Source organism: uncultured Ruegeria sp., from assembly GCF_947489545.1.
Classification (GTDB): domain Bacteria; phylum Pseudomonadota; class Alphaproteobacteria; order Rhodobacterales; family Rhodobacteraceae; genus Ruegeria.
Genome location: NZ_CANLDZ010000020.1, coordinates 13567 through 38340, shown reverse-complemented (window position 1 = coordinate 38340; position 24774 = coordinate 13567). Strand labels below are relative to the sequence as shown.

At 57.1% G+C, this 24774-nt stretch carries 19 protein-coding genes; 5 read left to right on the top strand and 14 right to left on the bottom strand.

The features are described 5' to 3' along the window. Nucleotide 1 precedes the first annotated feature (1 nt). The 3 genes from Q1B13_RS21580 to Q1B13_RS21570 are packed head-to-tail and all read left to right on the top strand — an operon-like array spanning nucleotide 2 to nucleotide 5116. A complete protein-coding gene (locus tag Q1B13_RS21580) occupies nucleotides 2-2974 on the top strand; it encodes an NHLP bacteriocin export ABC transporter permease/ATPase subunit (protein WP_299083798.1) in 2973 nt (990 codons plus the stop codon). Further along, the gene (locus tag Q1B13_RS21575; RefSeq protein WP_299083801.1) at nucleotides 2971-3903 is read left to right on the top strand and encodes a peptidoglycan DD-metalloendopeptidase family protein; all 933 of its coding nucleotides are present in this window, start codon (nucleotides 2971-2973) and stop codon (nucleotides 3901-3903) included. The genes Q1B13_RS21580 and Q1B13_RS21575 overlap by 4 nt, the downstream gene beginning before the upstream one ends. 7 nt (nucleotides 3904-3910) lie before the next feature. Continuing rightward, nucleotides 3911-5116 carry a hypothetical protein gene (locus Q1B13_RS21570; RefSeq protein ID WP_299083804.1) on the top strand — a complete coding sequence of 402 codons (1206 nt, stop codon included), beginning with the start codon at nucleotides 3911-3913 and terminating at the stop codon, nucleotides 5114-5116. A 63-nt stretch (nucleotides 5117-5179) separates the two neighbouring features. Here Q1B13_RS21570 and Q1B13_RS21565 read toward each other — a convergent pair whose 3' ends face one another. The 10 genes from Q1B13_RS21565 to Q1B13_RS21520 form a co-directional block, all read right to left on the bottom strand. Further along, nucleotides 5180-6799 (bottom strand): hypothetical protein, encoded by a 1620-nt coding sequence (locus Q1B13_RS21565; protein ID WP_299083807.1) that lies wholly within the window; start codon nucleotides 6797-6799, stop codon nucleotides 5180-5182. A gap of 62 nt (nucleotides 6800-6861) precedes the next feature. After that, the gene (locus Q1B13_RS21560) at nucleotides 6862-8091 is read right to left on the bottom strand and encodes a YcaO-like family protein (protein ID WP_299083810.1); all 1230 of its coding nucleotides are present in this window, start codon (nucleotides 8089-8091) and stop codon (nucleotides 6862-6864) included. Beyond that, entirely contained in the window at nucleotides 8088-9383 is a 1296-nt protein-coding gene (locus tag Q1B13_RS21555; protein ID WP_299083813.1) for a TfuA-like protein, read from the bottom strand. The genes Q1B13_RS21560 and Q1B13_RS21555 overlap by 4 nt, the downstream gene beginning before the upstream one ends. A gap of 3 nt (nucleotides 9384-9386) precedes the next feature. Beyond that, complete coding sequence (locus Q1B13_RS21550) at nucleotides 9387-11201, bottom strand: hypothetical protein (protein WP_299083816.1); 1815 nt, start codon at nucleotides 11199-11201, stop codon at nucleotides 9387-9389. 25 nt (nucleotides 11202-11226) lie between these two features. Next, nucleotides 11227-13077, bottom strand: coding sequence for a PP2C family protein-serine/threonine phosphatase (locus Q1B13_RS21545; protein ID WP_299083818.1), 1851 nt, complete (start codon nucleotides 13075-13077; stop codon nucleotides 11227-11229). Beyond that, nucleotides 13074-13853: a hypothetical protein gene (locus tag Q1B13_RS21540; protein ID WP_299083821.1), complete on the bottom strand. Its 780-nt coding sequence runs from the start codon at nucleotides 13851-13853 to the stop codon at nucleotides 13074-13076. The genes Q1B13_RS21545 and Q1B13_RS21540 overlap by 4 nt, the downstream gene beginning before the upstream one ends. Then, nucleotides 13850-14992, bottom strand: a complete 1143-nt coding sequence (locus Q1B13_RS21535; protein ID WP_299083823.1) for an ABC transporter substrate-binding protein — start codon at nucleotides 14990-14992, stop codon at nucleotides 13850-13852. The genes Q1B13_RS21540 and Q1B13_RS21535 overlap by 4 nt, the downstream gene beginning before the upstream one ends. Continuing rightward, nucleotides 14976-17210: an MFS transporter gene (locus Q1B13_RS21530; RefSeq protein ID WP_299800435.1), complete on the bottom strand. Its 2235-nt coding sequence runs from the start codon at nucleotides 17208-17210 to the stop codon at nucleotides 14976-14978. Before Q1B13_RS21530 ends, Q1B13_RS21535 begins: the two co-directional genes overlap by 17 nt. After that, nucleotides 17210-17977 (bottom strand): hypothetical protein, encoded by a 768-nt coding sequence (locus tag Q1B13_RS21525; protein WP_299083826.1) that lies wholly within the window; start codon nucleotides 17975-17977, stop codon nucleotides 17210-17212. The genes Q1B13_RS21530 and Q1B13_RS21525 overlap by 1 nt, the downstream gene beginning before the upstream one ends. Nucleotides 17978-17990: 13 nt before the next feature. After that, the gene (locus Q1B13_RS21520) at nucleotides 17991-18440 is read right to left on the bottom strand and encodes an ATP-binding protein (RefSeq protein ID WP_298934718.1); all 450 of its coding nucleotides are present in this window, start codon (nucleotides 18438-18440) and stop codon (nucleotides 17991-17993) included. 236 nt (nucleotides 18441-18676) lie between these two features. On the opposite strand from Q1B13_RS21520, the gene Q1B13_RS21515 reads away from it, so the two are divergent. Together Q1B13_RS21515 and Q1B13_RS21510 are read left to right on the top strand one after the other, a co-directional pair. After that, nucleotides 18677-19636 (top strand): pyridoxal-phosphate dependent enzyme, encoded by a 960-nt coding sequence (locus tag Q1B13_RS21515; protein ID WP_299083832.1) that lies wholly within the window; start codon nucleotides 18677-18679, stop codon nucleotides 19634-19636. A gap of 265 nt (nucleotides 19637-19901) precedes the next feature. Further along, entirely contained in the window at nucleotides 19902-20231 is a 330-nt protein-coding gene (locus Q1B13_RS21510) for a Nif11-like leader peptide family RiPP precursor (protein WP_298934716.1), read from the top strand. 156 nt (nucleotides 20232-20387) lie between these two features. On the opposite strand, the gene Q1B13_RS21505 is transcribed toward Q1B13_RS21510, so the two are convergent. The 4 genes from Q1B13_RS21505 to Q1B13_RS21490 all read right to left on the bottom strand — a co-directional run bounded on the left by Q1B13_RS21505 (nucleotide 20388) and on the right by Q1B13_RS21490 (nucleotide 24441). Then, nucleotides 20388-21848, bottom strand: a complete 1461-nt coding sequence (locus Q1B13_RS21505; protein ID WP_299083835.1) for an NAD(P)/FAD-dependent oxidoreductase — start codon at nucleotides 21846-21848, stop codon at nucleotides 20388-20390. Between the two features lie 15 nt (nucleotides 21849-21863). Beyond that, the gene (locus Q1B13_RS21500) at nucleotides 21864-23129 is read right to left on the bottom strand and encodes an FAD-binding protein (RefSeq protein WP_299083838.1); all 1266 of its coding nucleotides are present in this window, start codon (nucleotides 23127-23129) and stop codon (nucleotides 21864-21866) included. A gap of 197 nt (nucleotides 23130-23326) precedes the next feature. Continuing rightward, on the bottom strand, nucleotides 23327-23659 hold the full coding sequence (locus Q1B13_RS21495) for a Nif11-like leader peptide family RiPP precursor (protein WP_298934713.1): 333 nt from the start codon (nucleotides 23657-23659) through the stop codon (nucleotides 23327-23329). 452 nt (nucleotides 23660-24111) lie between these two features. Further along, nucleotides 24112-24441 carry a Nif11-like leader peptide family RiPP precursor gene (locus Q1B13_RS21490; RefSeq protein WP_298934712.1) on the bottom strand — a complete coding sequence of 110 codons (330 nt, stop codon included), beginning with the start codon at nucleotides 24439-24441 and terminating at the stop codon, nucleotides 24112-24114. Between the last annotated feature and the right edge of the window lie 333 nt (nucleotides 24442-24774).

The following is a 24774-nucleotide window of genomic DNA, read 5'->3' as shown; positions in this document are numbered from 1 at the left end:
CATGACACAAACGGACATGGCCCAGACCGAAACTCATGACGCCTTTGACGCCGAACTGCTGGGAAAGATCACCGGCACGCGTATGGCGGTGGGCGGGCACCGCCCCTTCCTGATCGAAGACACGTCAAAAATTTGGCTCGTGCTGGTGGGTTACATCGACGTCTACGCCATCGAGATGTCGGGAGATCAGGTGGTTTCGACCGGGCGGCACGTCATGCATGTCGGCCCCGGTGCAGTACTGTTTGGTGTACCCAGCCTTGATCTGCCCAATGGCAATCGGCTGGCGCTGCGGGCCGTGGCAGCCATGGGTACGCAGCTTTACGAAGGCGACGCCGCAGATGTTCAGGGCGACGATTTCGACATTATCGTTGTGGACTGGATCGACACTTGGGTCGGGCTGTTGTCGCGCTCGATAGTCCAGAACCGAATTCCGCGCAACGCGCTCGTGCTTGAAGCGGAACCCGCTCAGGCGTTCTCAGCAGGCACTGACGCCTGCGCGCAGTTTCAGGATGTGGTCTGGGGCACGCTGGATGACGGCGAAGCCAAGTTTCTGGATCGCGACGAGTGCCAATTGCAGCAAGGCGGTGTAGCGGTTCCGATAACGGATCAGAGCTGGATCAGTTTTGGAACCGACTGCACGATCAGTTGCGCCTACACGCCAACGCTTCTGTTCTTGGGCGGTCTCTGGGAAGCTATGGACAATTTCCATCGCTACTTCCTTCCGATCATCCAGGAAGAGATCGATCTGACGCGCGCAGAGGCGACCGAAATACGCGCGGCACGGTTCGGACAGCGACAAGTTCGTTTTACAGGAGCCCTGGCCACGCTGGGCAGCGTATTGCGCCCAGACTTGGAGAACTTGGCCGAGGCCGGCGGAGACACCGACACGGGCGAAGACCTGCTTTTCACTGCATTTTCACATGTTGTGCGCAGCCAGGGCTCTGCGGCGAAGAAACCCAAGCACGGCACACACCGAAAATGGGTTGACCAGCTCAAGGAGTATGCGCGCGCGTCGGGGCTGCGTATGCGGCGCGTCGCACTGCGTGATAATTGGTATCGTTCGGATGTCGGTGCGCTTGTTGGGTATTTAGACGAGGATGAAACACAGCCCGTCGCTCTAATGCCAAGCTCTGCCTCTGGCGACTATGTCATGATAGATCCGGCGTCGGGGACACGCACCAAACTGACCCGGCGAAATGCAGGCGAACTAAATGCTTTTGCCTACATGTTCTATGTGCCGTTCCCATTGAAGGGGTTGGACGTAAAAGAAGTTCTCTCTTTTGGTTTGCGCGGCATGCAGCGTGAATTATGGTTGGTGTTGTGCTTGGGATTGCTGTCCGGCTTGCTTGGCCTCGCCGTACCGGTTTCAATTGGCTATCTGTTCTCCGACGTGGTGCCGCGCGCCGATTTGAACACGTTCACAGCGGTCATCGGAGCTTTGATCCTGACTGCTCTGGGCGTCTTCATCTTTGACATAACCCGCGGCTTCACCGTTTTGCGCGTGACCGGAAAAATGGACGGGCGCATTCAATCCGCTGTCTGGGACAGGCTGCTTGCGCTGCCTTTAGGGTTTTTCAGAGATTACACTTCGGGTGATCTGGCTGACCGGGCCAACAGCATCAACTCAATCCGCGAAGTCCTGACGGGCGCCACGTTGCAGTCCGTATTTTCGCTTATTTTCTCACTCTTTTCCTTCGCGCTGCTGTTCTACTACTCGTGGGAACTTGCATTGGTCGCCACCGGGCTGATCCTGATCGTCATTCTCGTGACCACATTTTTCACCTGGGCGATGATTCCGCACAAACAGGCTGCGTTGGAAACGATGGGCAAGATCGAAGGCCAGGTGTTCCAGTTTCTTGCAGGAATCGCCAAGCTCAGAAGTTCAAATAGTGAAAGCCGCGCCTTTGCGCGTTGGGCAAAGCTCTATCAGAAAACCAAAAGCCACACCTATGCCGCGTCCCGTTTGAATGCCGGTCAAGAGGTGTTCAACGCGATGTTTCCAGTGGCTGCCTCAATCACCGTGTTTGCTTATGTCTACTACCAACTGAACGATTCCAGCATTGACGGTCCTGGCTTCACCATTGGTGATTTTCTCTCCTTCAACGCAGCACTGGGTCAGTTCAACGCTTCAGTTATGGCCTTCGCCGCCGCTGCTTCGCAGATCATCGAAATTGTTCCGCTCTATCGTCGCGCAGACCCGATACTCAAGGCGGTGCCCGAGATACGCAGCGATGCCCTCGACCCGGGAGAACTGACAGGTCAGATCGAATTGTCCAACGTAACCTTCCGCTATGACCCGGAAGGTCCTCCAGTCCTTGACAACGTCTCAATCAAAATCCGTCCCGGGGAATTTGTGGCGTTTGTCGGCGCATCCGGGTCCGGAAAATCCACGATCCTGCGCTTGATCCTTGGCTTCGAACAAGCCGAAGCGGGCGGCGTCTATTTTGACGGGCAGGATTTGCACGGGCTGAATCTTGGTGCCGTGCGCCGCCAGATTGGGGTCGTTCTGCAGGGCAGCCGTCTCACGTCAGGCACGATTTTCGAGAATATTGTAGGCTCTACGCGGCTGACACAGGACGATGCGATGGAAGCAGCAATTGCCGCCGGGCTCGAAGATGATATCGAAGCCATGCCAATGAAACTTCATACCGTGGTTTCTGAAGGCGCAGGCACTTTTTCGGGCGGACAGAAACAGCGGTTGATGATCGCACGCGCGATGGCGCAAAAACCACGCATCTTGATTCTGGATGAAGCCACAAGCGCGCTGGACAACAAGACCCAGTCAATCGTGAACGCGAGTCTCGACAAACAGAACCTGACCCGGATCGTCGTGGCACATCGCTTGACGACCATTGTAAATGCCGACCGGATCATCATGCTGGAGGGCGGCAAGATTATCGAAGAAGGGCGCTACAGCGAATTGATGTCCCGCGATGGATCGTTTGCAGCGCTGGCGCGGAGGCAGCTTCTATGATCGACAGCCAATGGCTGGCCGTGATCCTGACCTTCGGCCTTCCGCTTCTGTTTGCAATCGATCTTACCCTGAGGCGACCGCGAAACTGGGCGGATTGGCTTTTTCGCTCGGCACTGTTGTTGAGCTTTTCGACCTTTTTGTTTCTCGGTGGCGTCGTTTGGTTGGCCATCGGATCGCAATGGCGATGGGTCCTGATTGTTCTGGCGATTGCCTCAACGATTTGGTCATGTCCGGTCCGTCAATCCGCTGAAACACAGTATGTCCCGAGCAGATGGGGCGGATGGGTTTCACTGATCGCATTTGCTTTGCCAACAGCCTTGTTCCTGTCCAATCTTCTACAAATCCTGACAGCAGGAAATGTGCCCAACGATGCCGTCGATCTGGCCCTGCCGCTAAGTGGTGACCGCATTGCTGTTATGCAGGGCGGTCAATCGATCATCGTGAACCACCATTTCACTACGCCGAGCCAGAAATATGCCGTGGATTTGATAGCACTCTGGCCCGATGGGCGGCGCGCCAAGTCCCTTTCCTCTTCAGATCCAGAGGATTACGCGATCTTTGGCATGCCGGTGATTGCGCCGTGTGAGGGAGATATTCTTGCAACGCGCGACGACCAGCCCGAAACACCTATCGGAGGCGCGAATCCGCAGGCACCGGCCGGAAACTTTGCTCTACTCACCTGTGACGGCATCACCGTCCTACTGGCCCATCTCCAGCCAGGCAGCCTGACTGTCGACGCGGGCACCCGTGTCGGTACGGGACAGGAATTGGGACGCGTCGGGAATTCGGGAAATTCGACGGAACCGCATTTGCATATCCATGCTGTGGAAGGCCAGGTGGACGATATCACTGCGGCGATCTCGACCGCGACCGCAGTCCCGATTACATTCGACGGGCTTTTCCTGACCCGAAACATGGTTTTGAGGTAGCAGGGACATGACCACCCCTTCCAACTCTGCAACGTCATCCAAGATAGAGGACGATGTTCTAGCCACGCCCGCCGCCAAAAGGTCTCTGGCTCCACACTGCCAGAGTATCGGCGATGTACTGCGATTGGTCGAACCACGTATTCGTCCCGAGCTCGTCGATACAACCGGCATGACGCGGCTTTATCACGTGGCTGATCAACTGCCAGCAGAGATGGCGCCGTTTTGGGGTCTTGAACTCCGATTGGGCGATCCTGCTGCACGCGCAGACATTCTTTGGGAAGTCGCTCAGGGCAACGGATCGATCAGCGCACTTGCCGGAGACCATGTGTCGGGGCGTCCATCCTCGTCGTCCGCTCCTGTTTTGAAGCGGTCGGCATTCTGGGACGCTCTGTCAGCCTTTGCGCTGGACTGGCGGGACGGGACGCAGTGGAAACCAATGCTTGGCAATGTCTGGCTTGAAGTCGACAGCGCAAGCGCCGAAGGGCACCAGTTGGAAAGCTGCCTTGACCAACCCTGCATGTTTTGGGGCCCAAACAGACAATCCAACGGTATCGACCGCGCCCTTCTCAACGCGCTGCCTGAACTTGGACGCCGCTTCTTCCAACTGGACATCGACAGCGGCCAATTGGCGAAATTTGCCGATGCGCTTCCTGAAGGCGCCACTGTCTTTCAGATGGGTGTGATGGGGGCCCGAGACGTCGTTGTCACCCGTCTGTGCTTGACCAACCTGGATTGCGACGCTGCGATCGCTTGGCTTGACCAGATCGGCTGGCCCGGAGACTTGGGAACAGTTGAGACCGTATGGCGAAAGTACGTTGACCCATTGGGCGAGCCTGCTCTCAATATCGACCTGATGCCGGATGGTGTCGGACCCAAGCTGGGCATCGAACTATATGCGAAGGAAAACACCTTCTCAACGCGACCATGGGAATCCGCGTTAAACCAGATTCTATCAGCAGGTCTGGCGCGCCCCGAGAAGATCAGCGCGCTGCGGGATTTGCCGTTTATGGAACACTATGCTTTGCCGACATGGTCCCCTGACGGCCCGCAAGTGATTTATCCCGCGCTCTCGTGCAACCTGCACCACCTCAAATTGGTTATCGTCGGAGCCGAGGTCACCGAGGCCAAAGCATATGTCGGTGTGTTGCGTCCGCCCTTCAATCAATCGCCGACCAAAGGCGGCGAGGCGGAAGGCGGCGGTGGTTGGCGTTAGTGAAGTTGCCAAGAACCAGCGGCCGAAAGGGCCGCCGGACCAACCTCTGACTTAATGACCAAACTACGCGATCTCGACGTCCCGCAGCGCTGGGTTTTCCGCTTCCTTCCTGGCGCGGTAATCCTGCGTGATCGCCATCTCACAGAGATACCCGTTGGAAAACAGATTATCGAGCATCGCTATGGCTGCCATCGGACCGATTTCCGGATGGTCGGACAGATGATCAAATACTTCGCCATAGGTCAGCTTGCCCTCGGAAATCAGCGCGCCAGTGACAAGATGCAATGTGCCACGCCGGAAATCGCGCCGCGTGGTCGGAGATATCAGGGTGAAGCCATCCTCCTGCTCGACAAACTTCAGATCGTCGCGCCACTTCATGGGCATCTGCTGATAGGGCTCGGTTACCATTGACCGGGCCACAATCTTCTCAAGCACCCGCTTAAAGTCCTCTCCGTCTTCAAATTTCGCCTTGTCGAACACGCGATAGCCATAGCGGTTTTCCAGCGTCGTGTAGCAGGGGCTGATCAATTGAACGGACCGGTTGACCATGTTGACCAGCAAACCAGAGACGCAGGCGATCGATCCTTGGGGCACGTCGAATCCGTCGGGCGGATTGTCCGTGTCGATATTGCGCAAATCATCCGACTCAACCAGCTGCTTCAGCATGCGCTCGCGACCGCCGGGCACCTTCGCCCGGAATACTTCGGCATCCGCCTGTTGCATCAGAAGGATCGTGTCGCGCATTTCCGAAGGCGTAAACGTTTTGTGCAACCGCCGCATGATGTTGCGTGACAGAACGCTGATACGGGGCCACGGCGCCGGAACTTTGCTATAAAATCCAATCAACTCGCCGACCCAGTCTTCCTTGGCACGCGCTGTCGCGGTGCACAAAGACGCACCTGTAATCGATTGCCAGATCTCCAACAGTTTCACGTAATGCGGATTGTCATGAGGTTCCGTGCTCCAGTAGAGCATGCCATGTGCGGCTGGCCACCCAAGCACATCAGCCATACCTTGCGCGACCCCTGCTACCATCGCTTGGTTTTCCGGTACGGAAACGTCATAGACCGTTTGCAGCTTCGGCGCATCGAAAGCACAGAAATGGCAGCCGACAGAACAACCGACGGCCATCTCGACGGCATGACAGGGGTGATCGATATCCCAGCCATAGCTTCCAAGCTCATTCCGTGTGGTTGCGATGCGTCGTGCGCGCCAGACCGTGTATTCATCGCTCACTGACCGGGTGGACAGCACCATTTTCTTCTGAACAAAGCCGGTCTTTTCGCGCCGAAACCGCCACAGAAACCATGTGCGCAAACGCGGATAACGCGCCAAAGTCTCGTGAATTTCGCTTGGCAGTTCTTCGAAACTGTCCACCGAAAACCCGTGGTGGCTAAACTCGGCGTTGAAGCTCGGCTGCTCCCAAAGCAAGGCAAGCTCTTCGGGTTCGAACGTCACCCCGATGTCTTTCAGCATCTTACGCTGGTCATCAGAAAAATTACCGCCGTCATCCAGTGCTTTGCGGAAGTCACGATCGCCTTCATAACACTCGATGAAGCGCTTCACCTGGCAGAGACTTTCCATCTCTTCAGGTGAAAAATCGCTAAGCGTGTCGACATAGCGGTTACGGTCGCGCATTTCTACGTTGGATTCTCCCCGTCCGGTCTCGATCATACTGGTCACGATATCGCTCCTCCAAAAACCGCGTTTCAGTCATAGTTTCGCACTATTCCACGCGACACAACCTAAAATAGTGCTTTGTCGAACTTGAGCTTGGGGGCCAAGATCCGAGCAGCAAAGAAACTATGCATCGGATCACTGAGATCGAACCCGAATACCGGGCCACGGTCATTCTTCTCAAGCGCATCTACAATCCTTCTGATCGCGATGTCAGGCCCCTGCCCCGGATCAAGGTATGGGGCATTGGAAATGGTGGACCAGGAGGTATCGGATTTCAGGTTCCGAAAAAACGCGAAGACCGGGCTCGCTGCAGGACCTTCGACCGCGTGGACGGGTTTGCGCAAAATGTCATCTCGGGCGCCATGGATCATACCAAGTCTGGACTGGGTGGCTTCGGTGATGGCACGATGTAGCGCAATCTGCGGCTGTGCATGGCATCCCCACCCGACATTGCAGCTCGACCTGGCAGAACCAGAGCCTTGATCTAACAAGACAGCCCAAATGACCGGCAGATTAACTGCGCCTGGAAGCGCGAACAATCGCATCTCGGAACCCGTTTCGTGACAGCGATCAAGGATCAATCGCGCGACAGGGTCATCGACGCTATCGGGCTCGATGATCTGTGCTCTCTGCCGTAGCAACAGCTTTCCATTCTGTCGAACGGCACACATCGCGTCACGCTCGATTACTTCGTAAAGCCCGTGTAGATAGGCCTCCGCCAACGAATTCCCAGAGGCGAGGCCGTTCGAACTGGTTTCGTAGTAACCGGGCCTGCGCAGAAAATAGACGGCGCTGGAGGGTGCAAAACACGGGTCGCTATTGCTCAGGTTTACACCCAAGGTCCATTCGCCCGTGAACTCATCATGATAGTATCTCTGCAACATGCCCGGCAACTCATGCGGGCGCAGGATGCGGTTGGCACCCCCACCCCGCTCGTTCGGAAGAGATTGGCTCGAGGCTCGCCAAATCTGGCTGGGCAAAGGGTGTTCGGCCCGGTGCAACTCGCAGGCCTCCATTGCGGCGGACACGCGTGCAGTAGCGTCTGACAGCCCCTTGCCATTGGATACCTGAAGCACCATGCCACCTGGGCGCACAGCGACCCAAGACGGAACACCAAGAACATCCAACGGCGTAATGGAAGCCACGCGAGTCACACCGCATGACTTCAGATCTGGTTGGATCCGGGTCCAGGTTTCTTCCGCCGAATACTTGCGCATCTGGCCCATCTGGCTTGACTGCTTCGACAGTCCTTGTGCGAATTTCAATCCGCTCAGATCATGCGTGCCGATGGTCATGATCCGGCGCGCGCGAACAGCTGATTTTCAGCGATTGACGTATCAAGCAAGGCGACGTCCTGATGCCAGTCCACAGCCCCGAAAAACAACGGACCCTGTTGAACGAGCCAAACGGCAGTCGCGTGTACCTCATTCGCCGTGTCGCCCGGCGGGATCACGCCAGAGCGCGCTGCCCAATCAAGCAAAACTGCCATTTCGGGGGGCACTTCCGGACCGAACTGACATATCAAGTTCAGATCTGAAAGGGGTCGTCGCGCGATCCAATCGCTTGTGGCCGAGCCCTGAAAAACGGATGGCATCTCCTCGGGCCGCAGCCCATGCAATGCAAGCCAGCTTTCTTGAGTTTGCCCCCCAACCTTCGCATATTCGCTTACGGCCTGACCCGCAAACCGAGAAACCTCTGCCTCGTTTGGACCTTGCCCTGTCAATGCACACCAATCTTGAAGAAACCAATGACGTCGGCTTAGTCGCCACGCGTCCGACAAGGCTCCGGGCTGTTCGGCGCGGGCCTGCAACTGCGCGCGCAAGGAGAGCGGTCGGCCATCTGCCCCATTCACAAGGCGCGATAGCCGCGGTTCAACATCAAGCGGCGCTGGGTCGGGGATCATCCACAGGTCCGTCTTGTTGACGCCGGCAGGCCCGCTATCGGCCAATAGTGTCAACGCAGCCCTTGCATCCAAGGTTTTCAATCGGGTCCGTCCCGCAAGTGACTGCCTCAGCTCTGCGCCGTTTAACCCCAACCGGTCCGCTGCGGCAACGATCCGTTCTACGGTGCGATTCACATGCCCCCAAGACTTAACTTGCGCGATCAAATCTCTAGCGTGAGGTTCATTTCCGAATATCTCTCCCAAGACCCAGCGCAGATCAACCAAAGGAACGGAAAGCTCAACATACCCCATCTCAGCCGGACCGTGGCTTAACGCCACTTCGTCATCACCTTCGATCTCGCCGCTGTCGAACAGTCGAAAGACCTCTCCCAATCCGACCATGCCATATGGAGCCAGCTCTAACGCCCGCAACGCTCCCATGCTTGATGCCCCAAATAACTCGATACCGGCGTGAAGCGCCGAGAGAATTTCTCGCTGCCAGATCGGTGTCTGCGCGTGAAAGAATCCATCGATGATCAATACCCGGGCGGGCGGGCATGCCAGAACGGCGTAAAGATCGCCGAATTTGATCGGTGGTCGAATAACCGCTTCGGGATGCAGCACAACCGCCTCTGGCAAAGATAGGGATGGTCCCAGAAAGACGAGATCCCGACCCGAGAGCATCTGGTGTTGCGGCACTGTCATTTTCTAAACAGGCACCCGGTGCGCATCGGCTTCGGCGCTTGCGGCCGCATAAGCAGGGCCACAGATGTCGTGCGCCATCTGTTTCAATTCCGATCTGGATATTCCTTGCAGAATGTCAGGGCCGGGCGGGCTGATATTGGCATGGCTCTCTGTCGTGATGTGCTTTTCAGAGATGCCAGCCAAGCGCGCCAGATCTCCACGACGTTGGCCCAAATCTTGCGTATGCAAGACAAGCCGACGTTGGGGCGGTAGAACATCGAGTGTGCGTAACGTGGCATCAGCCCAATGACCAAGAAACCGTTCCGCAACCTTCGGCATGAAACGCTCACGCGCGTCTTCCGAGGCAATTTCCGCCCAATCAAAATGGCCGAACAGGAGTTGGCCATATGCCTGCATCCAGTCTGGCGGGGTGCGGCCTTTGGCTTGAAAGCCGTCATGCCAGCGCAGCAGCATTTTCAGATAGCTTTCGAACCACTCCGCGGGCGGCCTGATGGGCAAAACGAAGCCAGAGTATGAGCACTGGGCCACCAACTCGGGTGCCGCGAGATGCAAGAAACTGGCAGCATCCATCTCCAACGCGCTTTCGCGATCGCGCCGTGCGAAAAATGCAGCCAGATCCGAACCTGACATCCGATTGGTCAGCGCTTCAATGGTTGCTTTCTCGGCATATTCATTTGCCGCACGCATCGGACGGAAGAGCGTATACAAAGACGTGGTGCCTGACCTGGGCAACCCCATGCACATCAAATGAAATCGGCGTTTCGGCCAATTCACAACCAATGGGGCCGAGACGGGTGCTGCATCGCAGTTTCGCAAGGCAGCCCGAATTGCGCCGGGCAGGATAACCGGGTCTGCAGTGTCTTCTTCAGCCCGTTGTGCGACATCTTCCGCAAACAGAAGGCCGCTCTGTTCTCTCAGGGCTTTTGCGACCGAAACCGCATCCAGCACCATCGCGTACCACAGACATGTTTGGCCGCGCCCGGCCAGTAGCGCCGGCACAAGCACCTCAAAAAACTGGTAGACGTGACCTTCGCACCAAGCCAATTTTGCACTGCGCCAGGCGGCTATCTCGCTATAGGCGTCCAAAGTGGCAGCCTGTTGAAGCCCCGGCATCGCCAGCAAAAACTGTTGTGCCTCGGCCTGAGACACTGACTGTATGATCGTACCAATTTCACTACATATCCGATAGGTCATGGCCGCCGCCAGGTCGGGCCGGATTTGCATGGCCAAGTGCGGGGACCACCCGGCGCCGAACGGCAGATCCGCTCCGTGACCATGCAGATAAACCAATACGGCATCCGCCGTTTTGAGTGCAGTCGAAACATCGCCTTTTGCCGCCTGAACGCGTAGCCAAAGGTGAAGTGTATGAATGCGCCCGATATGCATCAGGTCATAACCGAAATCCTGCTCTAGTCGCGTATCATCCGCCATGGCCCGTTCCAGCCGAGCCTCTGCAGACGTCAAATCACCGTGCCTGACGTCGTAGAAGGCCATGGCCTGCTCGATCCAGCTTTGCGAAAGGGCGTCCAACTCCGGATCCGCGGCGGCGAATGGCGCGGCTAAGCGCTGCGCCTTTGCAAACACCGCGCTGGCTGCGTCGGTTCCTTCGCTATGAAGCACCGATACTGCCTGTCGCACCGTGTCGCGCACTGTTTCATAGCTGGCCAATCTGTCCGCCGACAGTTTCTCTGCGATCTGGGCCTGCATCAAATCGGCAAAAAGCTGACCCTTGGGACCGGCCTCCATGGCGGGCGGCAAACTCCATCCGACACGGGTTGCGCGGACAACATGTACCAGCCAGGTCGCAATGGTTTTCATGCCCACCTCCCGTCAACCTGCTTGTTCAATCCGCCTGCCCCGCGGCGCCGCCTTCAGATTGCGACGACGGACCCTTGAACTCTATCGACAGGCAAGTGATATCGTCACTGGTTTCAGCCCCTTCCGTAAAGGTCGAGACCGACTTCATGACCGCATTAAGCTGGTCCGACGGCGTGGCCCCCATCAGCGGGCGCATCGCCTCTAGCAGACGCGCTTCGCCATACTCCTCAAGCTCGGCTGACATCGCCTCGGTCACGCCATCTGTGTAGCAAAACAGTGTCTCTCCCGGGTTAAGCACTCCGGTCTCTTCCTCGTAGTCGAAGTCTTCCCACACTGCCAATGCAGGCTGACCCTGATCGAACTTCAGATAACGTGGTTCGGTCTCGGGACCGACGATGACCGGCGGATTATGCCCTGCGTTGCAGAAAACCATTGCGCCGGTATTCTGGTCGATTTCGACATAGAACAAGGTGACAAAGAGCATCGCGTCATTGTCGACGCAAAGGTAGTTGTTCACCATCGTCACGCAGTCCGCAGGCCCTCGCGCCGATGCGGCAATCGCCCGCATGACGGTACGCGAGATGGCCATGAACAGGGCCGCCCCCATGCCTTTGTCAGAGACATCGGCGATCACGCATCCGATCTTGCCCGACGGCAAGTCGAACACATCGTAGAAGTCCCCTCCGACTTCGCGCATCGGCACCATATCCGCAGCGAAACTCATCTCTGCCAGTTCGGGAAAAGTTGTTGGAAGGCACTGCTGCTGAATGCGGGTCGCGACATCCAATTCGCGGTTGACCCGTTCCAATTCGCTCCGGGCTTCCATACTCTTCCGAAAAACTTCGAACGTACCGGCTAGCCTGCCGATTTCATCATCTGTCTTTGGTACGTTCACGGCCTGGTCTGTCTTACCTTCCGACAAAGCGTCCAGCGACCGTATCACCGCATTCAAAGGAAAGAACGAATGCCTGAGCGACCAATTGATGAACGCAAGAAACAACGTGAGGCCACTGGCAAGTGCAAGTGCGGATATGGCGTTTCCAATCCGGGTTTCGTACAGCGCATCAGAGGCATCCTGAACACCCACCACGTGCAGCGGCGCGTCTAGAAACGCGCTTGGAACAGGCAAGCTGGCAATCTGAAGAAATCGCCCGTCATCTTCCAAAAGGGAAATGCCCCACCGGGTCGCCTGCGCGCTGATTTTTGTTTGCTGCTCTTCCACCATGGCTGTGCCGCTGCTTTGCAAAACGTCTCCGTCCTGCGACAGAGTCAGAACCTGCGAACCGAACCCTTTGGCCAACTTGTCGGTTGTGCGTTGAAATGGGCTGATGACAATGGCCGCAGCCACCGGACGCGCCTGCACAAAAAGCGGGGCTGCAGCGACATGGACCAATGACCCGTCTGCCCCGAATGTCAGTCCGGTGGTGACGCGGCCCTGAGCCCGCAACAGATCGAGGTGTTCAGCCGTCAAGATCGGTGCTTCGACCAGCGGATCGTCAGAGCCGCCAAGAAACTCGCCATCGAAGCTGACAAACTGCGCAGCGGTGGGGTCAAGCTCGGCTTGCAATTCCACGAGCTCAAGATCAATCAGGTCGGCATCACGGTCACGCAATCCCTGAGCAAGCTCGCGGTTCTCCTGAAACCGGCGGGCATAGGCCTCTACACGCTGAAATTCGACGTCCTGTAAGCTCTCGAGATTGAGCTCCAGACTGGTCAGCAACGCATTTTCCAGCCGCGTTTGCATTTCCCGTTCGCGGTTGTGCATTTCGAATAGCAAAAGCGTCGTGAGAACCAGAAATACGACGCAAACGATAGTCGTGATCCGACTGCGCAAGCTGAGCCTTGCAAGTGCCGCGGTGTCGGAGCCGGATGTCATGGGGCTGCGTCCTTCCCCCGGTTTGCATAGACGAGTGACAAGTGGCCACCGATATCTCTCAGCGCGACGCCGACGCGGCCTGCCTGCAAGCACCGTTCATGTTCTTCTGCGTTTGCCAGAAGCGGCACAGTGACCGCATGTCGGTCGTCCTGATATGTCGGTTGACCAGGCAGAGCCCGAACCAGAACAAATCGCAACGCATCATATTTGCGGATCAATCGCTGAACTGTCAGGCCACATTGTAACAGGTTCGACAAAGAGAAACTGTTTTGCGGTGACGCCATGGATACTACGGTTTTGCGTCCCAATGTCCGCGCCCGCTCCATGCGATACCCCGTTAGATAGCGTTGCAGGCCAAGCCCGCGCCGATGCGGCAAGACACCTGTACCGTCCAAATGTGCAACCAGGGCGAGGTGCGCCTCGTCATCTATCCCCAGGTCACGGCCAAAATTTTCCGGGTCAGAAGCAGTTGGCAACCCGATGACGGTATATCCGGCCAGCTGGTATCTGAGCCCGGCGTTTTCCCAAAGGCCCCAAACCTCTCCGGCACTTGTCAGATGCTCAGCGAAGAACGCATCTTTTTCGCGTACGAATGGTGCGGGTTGCTGCGGGCTCTGCTGGTGCAGCTCAGCGTGCAAAGCCGTCAACCTGTCGAAATCACCAATATCCATTTTGCGCAGCACCAGACCGTGTGGCAAGGTCCGAGGCCAAGCCCCATGCAAAGGCGCATAGCCCCCGTCCGCGTTGGCCGGCCCCTGGGACATGGTGGCCATCATTCGGTCTCTCCTTCGAGAATGCGGGCAAATTCCAAAATATCCAGTGGCGGGAATACACCGATGCGCAGCGCCACATTCATGCGCACGATATAGGTAAACCGTGCAAGAGTGCTGATCGGAATTGTCTCGGGGGCTTCTCCATCCAGAAGGATCCGCTCAATTAGCGATCCGTTGAGAAGCCCGAGATTGTAATATGGCGTAACCAGCCCAACCAATGCGTCCCCGTCGAGGATTTCGAGCTCGGTGCCGGTAAAGCTTGGGATACCATACGACAGGGCCTCGCCGATTATGGTTTCCTGGTTGGTTCCAACGAAGTTATCCGGCCCGATATACAGAAACTGTACGTCCTGTGCGGCCATCCGGGCAATCAGCTCTGGCAAGGTCGAAGGGTCAGGCTGGCCTTCGGAAACTTCCTCTTCGCCGCTGCCAGCCTCGGCTTCTGCGCCGGACTCGCCTAGGGATTCAGCTTGACGCTCTTTGAGGGGAACCCGGATAGCCACAAGCTCAATGTTGATGTCTTCCCTTTGCGTTAATTCGCCCAGCGCACGCATGTTCAGGACCGAGTTGTCCTCTCGTGGATTGAAGATCATCCCAATCCGGTCCACGTCACGATAAGCGAGCATCGCCTTGAGTTGGGATTCCAATGGCACGGTATGCGAACTGCCTGTCAGGTTTCGCCCACTACCAGCAAAATCCGGCACGATTTTAGACTGAACCGGATAGGATACCATCGTGAAAAGAACCGGTGTTTGCGATGTCGGAAACGCGGCACCTTTTTCGTCATATGTGCCTACCGCGGCCAAGGTTGCAGATGTCCCCCACGTGTACAGCAGATCGGGCTCCAGCTCTTTCGCCTGCTCAACAAGCCGCACGAAACGCGAGCTGTCCCGATCCGCACTGAGGCAGGTAACATTGAATTTCAGATCACGACTATCAAAATAAGCCTGAACCCCTTGCTCGACAGTTGTCGGACCACGCCACAAAACCATTACGACATGGGGCACGCCATCGATATGCGGACGCTCGCAAAGGTTTTGCATCTGGTCTTGGGCCTGCAAGCTTCCGGTACCGAACAGCATCGCCAACGCCAGGGCACAGCAGTTCACAAGAGCAACGCGTATATCACACAGCCTCAACATCGTACCCCCTTGTGCCGCGCGTTTTCAGGTCATCATCCTCGGACCGCAAGCCCGAAACCAGGAAGAAGGCCGCAAAACCGGTACCCGTGACAACGGACAAACCGCCTAAAATTGCCGCCGCACCTGCCAGCCCCCAATATTGCGACAGAACACCGGCAAGCAGAGGCCCGATGACCGACCCGGCCCGTTCAGTCATGCGATAGATACCCAAGACCCGACCCGGCCCATACGTCTCGATCTCCTGTTTTGCCAGAATCGTAAACAAAGCCGATTGCGCCGAAATGCTCATGGCCTGTGCAACGCCAAGGATCAAAACCGACCACGCCACTGCCGACACCGTGGCGCCATAGGCCAACGGTACCAACCCCCATCCCGTCAGCAGGGCTCCGACGCTCACCATGAAAGCATGCAGCCCGAACCTGTCGCATAGCCGAGAGAACAGCGACAAAAGGATCAGCGCCGACGCCCCATACAACATCGTGATGCGACCGATTTCATTGCTCGTCGCCCCAATATCGGTCAGGAGCAGGGGGACTAGGAAGAACAAGAAGCCTGAAAGCAGAAGTTTGGCGGGCAAAGCTGCAAGCAAGGCGGCAACTACAAAGCGCGGCTGGCTCATGCACTCAAAGATAATTTTGGGTTCAAATCCAAAATGCGTTGACTTGTAAGACTTTGCCTCGTCGTTGCGCCCGTCCAACAATCGCATCGCCAGCAGAATGCTGAGCACACCCAACGCCGCAGCGAGCAAAAGCGCCGGCTTAAAGCCGAACTGTTCTGCCAGAATGCCTCCAATCGCCGGCCCGCAGACATCTGCCGCCATGATGCCGCCCACGAACACAGACATGCCCCGCGTGCGGTTGGCCGTTGTTGTCTGATCTATCGCCTGTCCTTGACACGACAAGAAGCACAAAGCGTAGCCAACCCCTGAAACAGTACGGGCCAAAATCAGAACCTCGAGGCTCGGAGCAAAGGCGGTTGCCACAAGGCCGAGGCTGGCAAGTGCGGCCCCTATCATAAAGCCATTCCGGCGCCCGACCCGATCGGCCCAGCCAGCCGCAAGCGTTCCGACCACCGCGGCCCCCAACATAAAGGCCGATATCGGAACCGCTATCAGAATGGTGCTGTCAAACCCGTCGAAACCTTGTGCAGGCCCACTGCCCAGCACTTCCGAGATGAACTGTGGCAGAAACGGTCGCGTCAGCTCTTCAGTCATCACGAACAAGAACGCGGCACCGCGCACACCCGCCAGGTGGGCTGCCGTGCCAATTTTGTTGCGCCCGCCCTCTACAAACTCGCCAACGGCTCGAAGGCGGGTGCGCATCCGATCCGCATCAGCGGCGTCAGTAAGGCCGGTTTCAATGCGCGCCTTTGTATCCGCCATCCGAGTCGACAGCGTTTCCAAAAGAGCATTTCCTGCCCGTATCGCACGACGCATGGAAACCCCTCCCGCCGGTTTTTCCAACCGACGGAAATCTCTGCCCACAAGCGCATTGAGCAGCCTCGCCACCTGTGCCAACGGGCTGCTGATGCTGGCGGATGTCACAACCAGCAAAATCTCGACCGCCAACACGACAGCAACAAAGACCATGACCAAGATATCCGCCGCCGCATCTAGCAGCTGCTGCGCGACAAAGGTTTGGTCAATACGCGTGACGATCTGCCCGAACTCTGTTCCATCAGCGGTCAGCAACGGCAGGACGACAACGCCATCTCCGGTCGTATCACTCTGCGTTAGGCTTCCCGTCGTGGACATTCCCGGTGACAGCCAGCGCAGCAGTTCGCTTTGCATACCGGCAGGCAAAACCTGCAAACCACGGTCCCGCATACGATCAGGCTCCGCCTGCTCCGAACCGCTCGATGCTTCGGTATCAACCCCATCTTGGTTAGGATCCGATTGCGCCTGGCCCGAGGCATACATGGCCACGCCACGGGGAGACGTCAGAACGATGCTTGAAATGCCGTGGCTACCCTCCAGCGCACGATCAAGATACTCGTCCACCTGCGCCAACGCCTCATAGGGTATCCCCATCGCCACGGCGCTTTCGATTCTGTCACGCACGCGTTCGGTGACGACCAGCGCATTGGTCTCAAGAATGGGTCGCACATTGCGCTCAAGCAACCCGATCGAGCGAAGCCCCAAGGCGCTTACGGACACAACCAGACATAGAACCGCCGCCGACAGGATAAAAAGGGTAAAACGTCTGGACATTTGATCCATCAGGTCACCCCCTTGCCCGGCTCGGCTACCTGCGCCGGATAGGACAAACGCTGCAACTCTCCGTCCAGATCATCCAGCTCTGTTTGGCTGGTGCGATAGGCTTGCACGGCGCTTTGCGCCAATTGATCCAGTTGATCGCCATTTACCTCGGCCATCGTCTCGGACGACATGTCATTTTCCAACTGCATTGTCAGCCGGTCCAGCCTTTGATCGATACGCCGTGCGGCCATCAGACTGGCTACTCCGATCACACCGACGCAGGCCGCAAGCAATGCGGCAGCTTCCAAGGCCAAAATGCGGGCGGACTCAGCAAGAATACCTTGTGCTCCCCTCGGGTCGTAGGAAACTTCCACACGCCCCACTTCGGCTCCGAATGAGTTGATGATCGGTTCGGATACCGTTGCGATATCTTCTGCCTGCACGCCTTCTCGGTCTTCTGTTTGCGACTGCAACGCGAGGATTTCCTGACCATCCTCAGCAATGAGCCGAATGGCCAAAATCTCGGCGTCGGACTCAAGCTTGTCTTCAATTTGCGCCGATACATTGGATACGATCTCTTCGACCGCGAGGCCAAAATTCACCCCTGTCTCGATATTGGCACGCAGGTCCGTCGCGACAATTCTGTAGCGCCCGTCAACCGCCTGCGTGAGTGCGGTGGACAGCTTGGCTATCGTCAAGGCGACTGCCGCGGCCAGAGCAATAGCAAATGCCACCGCCAGATAGGCGATGAGCCTTGCTGCAAAGCTCCCAACCAGCACACGCATCATTGTCTTCGCCTTCCTAATCGCCTTCACGGCCCAACGTTTTGCGCAGACGCATCACATTCATATTGCCGGCTCTTTCATAGCTTACGTCGTCCATGACCTGACGAACGAAAAACACGCCTAGCCCGCCAACCTTGCGATGGTCAACATCCAGCGTCACGTCTGGCTCGACCACGTCCAACGGATTGAAAATCCGGCCATGATCTCTCAACTCACAAATGAGGTCTTCGTTCTGGCGTTGAAGGGCTACCTCAAGCTGTGATGTCTGCCCCGCGTCAAACCCATAATTTATGGCGTTGGTGACCAATTCTTCCAACGCAAGCTTTACCTGAAATGCGTCGGCATCAGGCACATCCATCGCGGCAAGTGTCCGATCCAGTTGGTCCAGCAAGCCCGGCACAGCCGAAAGTGTGTTGGCGAGCTGGATTTCGGCTTTCAACATCTGAAATGTCACCTTCTGATCCATCGGCCAAACAGCGCGCATTATTCACAAATTTGTGCTTGCTTCTATTTTAGATTGTATAGCTTCCCCCAAATGACAGCTAGAAGAATTTTCAAACATCCCCCTAGGAGCGCTCAGTTGTGCAAATCGGTTCGTCAAAAGCCTACTTTCGGAACGCTCATTGGTCGCCCGCGCAGCCCGGAACAATGTTCGCCGCGCAATCCGACAGAATCCTTTCGGCCATCGCAAAGCATCCAGCGATGACGCAAACCCCTCTAATCGCAGACAAGCACAACAGCGACGAGCATGTAACATGCTGGATCAAGAATGAAGGCAAACGCTTTGCGGATGAGGGCCTATCCTGCTTCAAGGCGCTCGGTGTTCTTGGGGTACTGGCCGCAAAGCCGGACCTGGCAAACGCGGACAGGTTCGTCTGCGCGTCCGATGGCAACCATGGTCGCGCTGTTGCATGGGCCGCGCACCGTCTGGGTGTTGCCGCGACCGTGTTTATGCCTGCATCCGTGCCGCAAGAAAACTTTGATCGGATCACGCAGTTTGGCGCGCGGACTGTGGCGGTCGAAGGTGGTTATGACCGGGCGATTGCAGATGCCGCCGAAGACGCCCATCGCACTGGCGCTGTCGAATTTTCCGACACAGGCCGTCCGGGATGCGAGGAAATCCCCTACCTGACGCTCTTTGGCTATGGACGGATCGTAGACGAAATCCTCGACCAAATGCCATCACCACCGACACATGTCCTGGTACCAGCGGGTGTTGGTTCATTGGCGGCTGGCGTAGTGGCGCGGTTCGCCACCAGACTGGGTGCGGAGATGCCTCGCATTATCACCGCCGAACCGCTTCACGTAGCGCCTGTTGTCGCCAGTTTGGAGGCTGGGGATATTAGGAGCGTTCCCGAAGGAGCCACGACCTCGATGGCTTGTCTCGCGTGCGAGACACCGTCCAACGTGGCTTGGGAAATCCTGCGTGACGGACTTTTTGGCGCGATGGCCATTTCTGACCTCGTAGCTCTCAAAGCAATGAATGATCTTCAGTCTTCTCATGCCACATCCGCGGTTTTCACCCAGCCATCCGGGGCGGCTGCGTTCGCAGGGTTGCAGGAAATCCTCTCCGATTCGGTCCTGCGCACCCGTGCCGGGCTCGACGGGGCGGCCAATGTGGTCTCTCTCGTGACCGAAGGACCATCTCTGGTGTCCGGATAGGCGCAACCTTTGCTTAGGATCTTTCGCGATTTTTCCTGGTTAGCCGAAACGGGTTTGCCACACCATGCAGACGGCGGCTGCGTTCACTGTGCGCCCGACGATCAGACAAGAACATTCGGCTTTCAAATTACGACGCTTGATTTTTGATGGGTCCTCGGTACAATTTATTCGTGTGAAAAGAACAAGGCCATTTGGTTTAGTTGTGCGTCCGGTCACGGACCCGGTATTTATTTACTCGTGGCAAAACATGAGAAGGGACAATTCAATGAGTGTCGAAGACCTGAAGGAATATGCACGCCGGTGTGCAAGCGACCCCGATTTGCGGGCCAAGGCGAAAGAGATTGGCGCCACCGATCTGGACGGCCAGATTGCACATGCCGCATCCATGGGTCTGACCTGGACCAAGGAAGACATGGCCGCCTTCCAGGAAGAACTCCAAGCCGATGGCGAGCTTGGCGAAGATGATCTGGAAAAAGTTGCCGGTGGTGTTGTGACCACCACGGCCGCGGCTGCAGCAGCCGTTGTTGGCGCAGCGGCAGCCGTTGTCGGCACAGCCGCCGCAGTAACGTCGGCCTCGACCGGTAGCGGTTGGTAACCTAGTAGGCAGACAGTTTGTAAAGGGCGGAGCACATCCGCCCTTTTTTATGACCCAAGAATAGACTCTGCCTCGGGTTGCAAAACTCAATGCGTCTCCGTCAGAGCCAAAGCCCTACATAGGCCACCAGCTACTCGATAACTGGTTCACGTCTACTCAGGCATCCGAGGTGGCGAGCGGGCGTGTACGCGGCGTGTGAGCAGGCATAATCCATTCGCCACGCTCATCGATTGCCAACAAATTGCGGATCGCAGGGAGGGCGGCAATGGGCGTCGCCTTTGGCGGGCCGTCATAAGCCAATTGATAGGAATTGTACCCGCGCATCATGGTCAGATTTCTCTGTGCCTGTGTGCGCAGGTCTGCGTCGGAACACGATGCGCCACCAACATTCAGACCACCGGGATTGTCTAATGTCTGGCCCCATTCCATAAGCACCCCGTTGCTGTTCTGCAACAAGGCGCGCAGCCAGCCGACATAATCCTGCGACCGCTTATCCATATCGTAGAGACCCGAAAGCCCAGCGTAGAACACGGAAAATTCTTGTCGCAGGCGGCTCTCGTATTCGGCCATGGCAATATCTTCCGGTACCGCACCAGAGAGCGTCGCCTTAATCGACCGGGCTGCCAACAGCGCTCCGTAGGTCGCCAGATGCACACCTGACGAAAGAAGCACATCTACGAAACAGGCGGCATCACCGATCTGCAGAACGCCCGGCGCGCTGAAAGCGTTGGATGCATAAGAGTAATCCGCGCACAGACTCACTTGATCGTAGGGCGTATGCTTTGCCGGTGTGGCATTGCGCAGCAGTACGGTTATCCGTGGGCATGTCGTAAGCCAGTTTGCCAAACCTGCTCGGGGGTCGACCCGCAGTTTGGCCAGGCAGTCGCGCGGCGCAACCACGCCCACGCTGGTCAATCCGTTGCGCAGGGGAATGTACCACACCCAGGCTGTCCCATGCTCGGTTTCTAAGGTCTCGAAAAAGACGTTCCCATCCAGAGGGGCATCAAGGCGCCCCCCGCCGGTCCAGTATCCCCAAACCGCCACTTTACGAAAGAACTGCGAATGCTCGCGCGCATCCAATTCCGGGATATTCAGGCGCATCTGTCCAGTGGCATTCACAACAAATCGAGCGCGCAACGCATTTTGCTTCCCGCTTTCTCGGTGAGAGTAGGTCACGCTGCGACCTTGCTGGGTGTTACCGTCGCCGACAGAAACTGCGTCATACCCTCGGCGCAGCGTTGCGCCGCAATTCTGCGCGCTGGACAGAAGGATTTCGTCAAAGCTTGCGCGATCAACATTGAGGGCAACAGGGGGATCGTCGGCTTGGTCGGGGCCGAAGGCGAGGGTCCAGATGTCCTGTTTGTCGGCGCCCCAGCAGAATGTGGCCCCGCGCTTCACAGTATAGGCTTCGGCATCGACGGCGTCCTGTGCACCGATCAGGGGCAAGACTTGTCGCAGCGTGGCTGGCAGCAATGATTCACCGATGCGGTAGCGCGGGCTGGTTTCACGTTCAAGAAGGACGGTGGACAGACCAGCCTTGGCGCACAGACTTGCCATCACCGATCCGGCGGGGCCACCCCCAATCACCGCGACATCTGCTGTTTCCACTTCGTCCATTTTCGCCTCTCAAACCTAACCGGGCTGTGTATTCAAAACACGCTGCGTGGCAGCAGCAAGCCTGCGAATCTGAGCAACGGTTACAGGCTCCGTCTCTTGCGATCGCTGCAACTCCCCGATATTCAAAAGGTCTTGCGGATCATACTTGTTCTTCAAAGCACAAAACTTCGCCCAAGTCTCTGCGTCGTAATAGTCCGCATAGTCTAGCGACCGGCTCAGATTCTCGGCCTGTACGTAGAGGCGACCGCCTGCGTCAACAATGGATGAAACAAAGTCCTGCTCGGCTTCGACAAGCGCAGTTTCCACCTCCGGCTTGCCGATACCGCGGCAAAGCGCCATCACCCCCATAAGGACAAAGTCTTCGTCCCTCGGGTACAGCAGCGGGGGCACTGGCGCACGTCGCTTGACAAGATACCGGAAGCCGATGGGCACTCCATTCAGCGATGGGCCGACCCAACCGCCACTGGGTTCAAGCGTAGCGGAATGCCGGTTGGTCCAATCTCCGAGCAACGACCAGAATCGACCTTCTTCGTCGATCGGAACCATGGCCGAGAACCAATAAAGCCAGTCGATGCCATCCGCCCCCGGCAGATCATTTGTTTCGGATGGGTTGAGCGGATTGGTGACCGGAATTTTGCCCGATTGACCAACCGCAAATTGATTGGTGACGCCCGGAATGGCCTGAAGCCGTAAGGTGACATCCAGGACCAAACCGAATTGACCCATTGCGGCAAATATCCAATAAAAATCAGGGGCTTCTGGTGTCAAATTATGCAGTTCACCGCGGCCATCAATCAAAGTGAGGGCCACAACATGCGCCCAAAAGCCACCATGTGTTTCCGAAATTGAGACGTAACCGTCATTGGACTCGCCGCGCGTTGCGGCCTCTCGGGTGGTTGGCGGCACGCGCAATCCCATGCCTCCGGCGTTGACATAGCCACCCAAAGTCGGGCCGGCCCATCCACCATTAAAAACCGGCAAGCTCGCTCCATGAGCGGCTACGAAATCGCGGATATCCCACATGATCGCACCGCACCCGACCCGCAGAAGGTCGGGTTCCACAACTTCGAACTGGTCAAGGCCATGGGTCAGAAACAGCGTTTCTCCTCTTCTGGGCAGGCTTGCGCCACTCAGACTATGGCCGCTGCCCCGTACACGCAGCCGGTGGCCACGAGTGAGTTCCTCGCGCCATTGCGAGATGGCTTCCGCAGCAGACTGGGGCGCGCGCAGAGATGGTTCGAGTGGCGAAAGATATAGTTTTCCGTAATCAGCGAGCGGCATAGTGAGTCTTTTTGTTGATGTCTGACAGAACGCAATTGAAAGGCCGCCTCTTGCCAGACTGATTTGGGTCGCGCGATCCGCTCCGAGGCAAGTCCCAACGCTGGAACGTCTCGTTGTCGCGTAACAAAATACCCTCCGGACAATTGTCCGAAGGGTCGCGTTGAAATTTAGCAGGTCCCGAAGGCTGCACCAATGTACTACCAGCCACTGCCAGATGTCGTAGAGGTGACCGCAGCAGCGCTCCCGACTACCGCAGCCGAGGCTGCGGACACAGCTACAGCCGCGGCTGCCGCGGTGGTTGTCACGACGCCGCCGGCAACCTTTTCCAGATCATCTTCGCCAAGCTCGCCATCGGCCTGGAGTTCCTCCTGGAAGGCACTCATGTCATCCTTGGTCCAATTCAAACCCATGGAGGCCGCATGTTCGATCTGGCCGTCCAGATCGGTGGCGCCGATTTCCTTGGCCTTGGCGCGCAATTCAGGATCTGCGGCGCAACGGCGGGCATATTCCTTCAGATTTTCAACACTCATGCTAAACCTCCCATCGACATCAACGCCACCATGCTCATTCCTGCAATCGGAGTTGTTCATAAACAGCCGCTTTCGCAAACACCGGCCATGATGGCGCGCGGACCTGTGTCGCTATAGTTGTGCAGAACAAGCGACAAAAAATCAAGCAACGGTTGTGGCGAGTAGAGTAAGTAACGTCAGTACGCCGATCTGGCATTGCCAGGTCGCTCCTGCTGCCCATTTCAAATAGCAGGTGACCGTGACCGCACTAGCAACTAAGCCAAACCTGAAGCCCTCCCGAAATCATTGCCTAGGCAATATGGGTTCAATCCCGGCACGTCGGACGTCGAGAGACTTCTAGCGGGGCGTGGAGCCATCGTCAGCAGTTAAGCGATCAATCTCTGGGGAACCAAACGGTCCCCCAGCTTGGATCTTGCATACAACGCAATCGGCCCAAGGGCTGCGCCAATCTGTTACCAGCCGCTGCCACTTGTTGTAGTGGTGACTGCAGTCGCGGTTCCAACCACTGCGGCGGCTGCGGAAACAACTGCCGCTGCCGCTGCTGCGGTGGTGGTCACGACGCCGCCGGCAACTTTCTCAAGGTCATCTTCGCCAAGCTCGCCATCGGCTTGGATCTCTTCCTGGTAGGCACTCATGTCATCCTTTGTCCACGTCAGACCCATGGATGCGGCATGTGCGATCTGGCCGTCCAAATCAGTGGCGCCGATTTCCTTGGCCTTGGCGCGCAATTCAGCATCTGCGGCGCAACGACGGGCATATTCCTTCAGGTTTTCAACGCTCATGCTAGACCTCCCATTGATATCAACGCCACCATTCCCAATCAAGGAATCGACGCTATCGATCGCGCCGCCGTTTTCCCGAACACCGGCCATGATGGCGTACAGGCCCGTGTCGCTATAGTTGTGCAGAACAAGCGACAAAAAATCAAGCAACGGTTGACACAAAAGGAAATAGAGTACCGTATTTGGCGTTGCACGTCGCTCGGAGTGCTAGTGACCCGCAGATAACCCGGTCAAGTCAGGCAAACAACTTGGCAATACCCGACGACCACGAGGAAGATGCGGAGCGCGAAGACGACATCGCGCGTGACGAGCGCGACGCTTAAACCTGTTCGG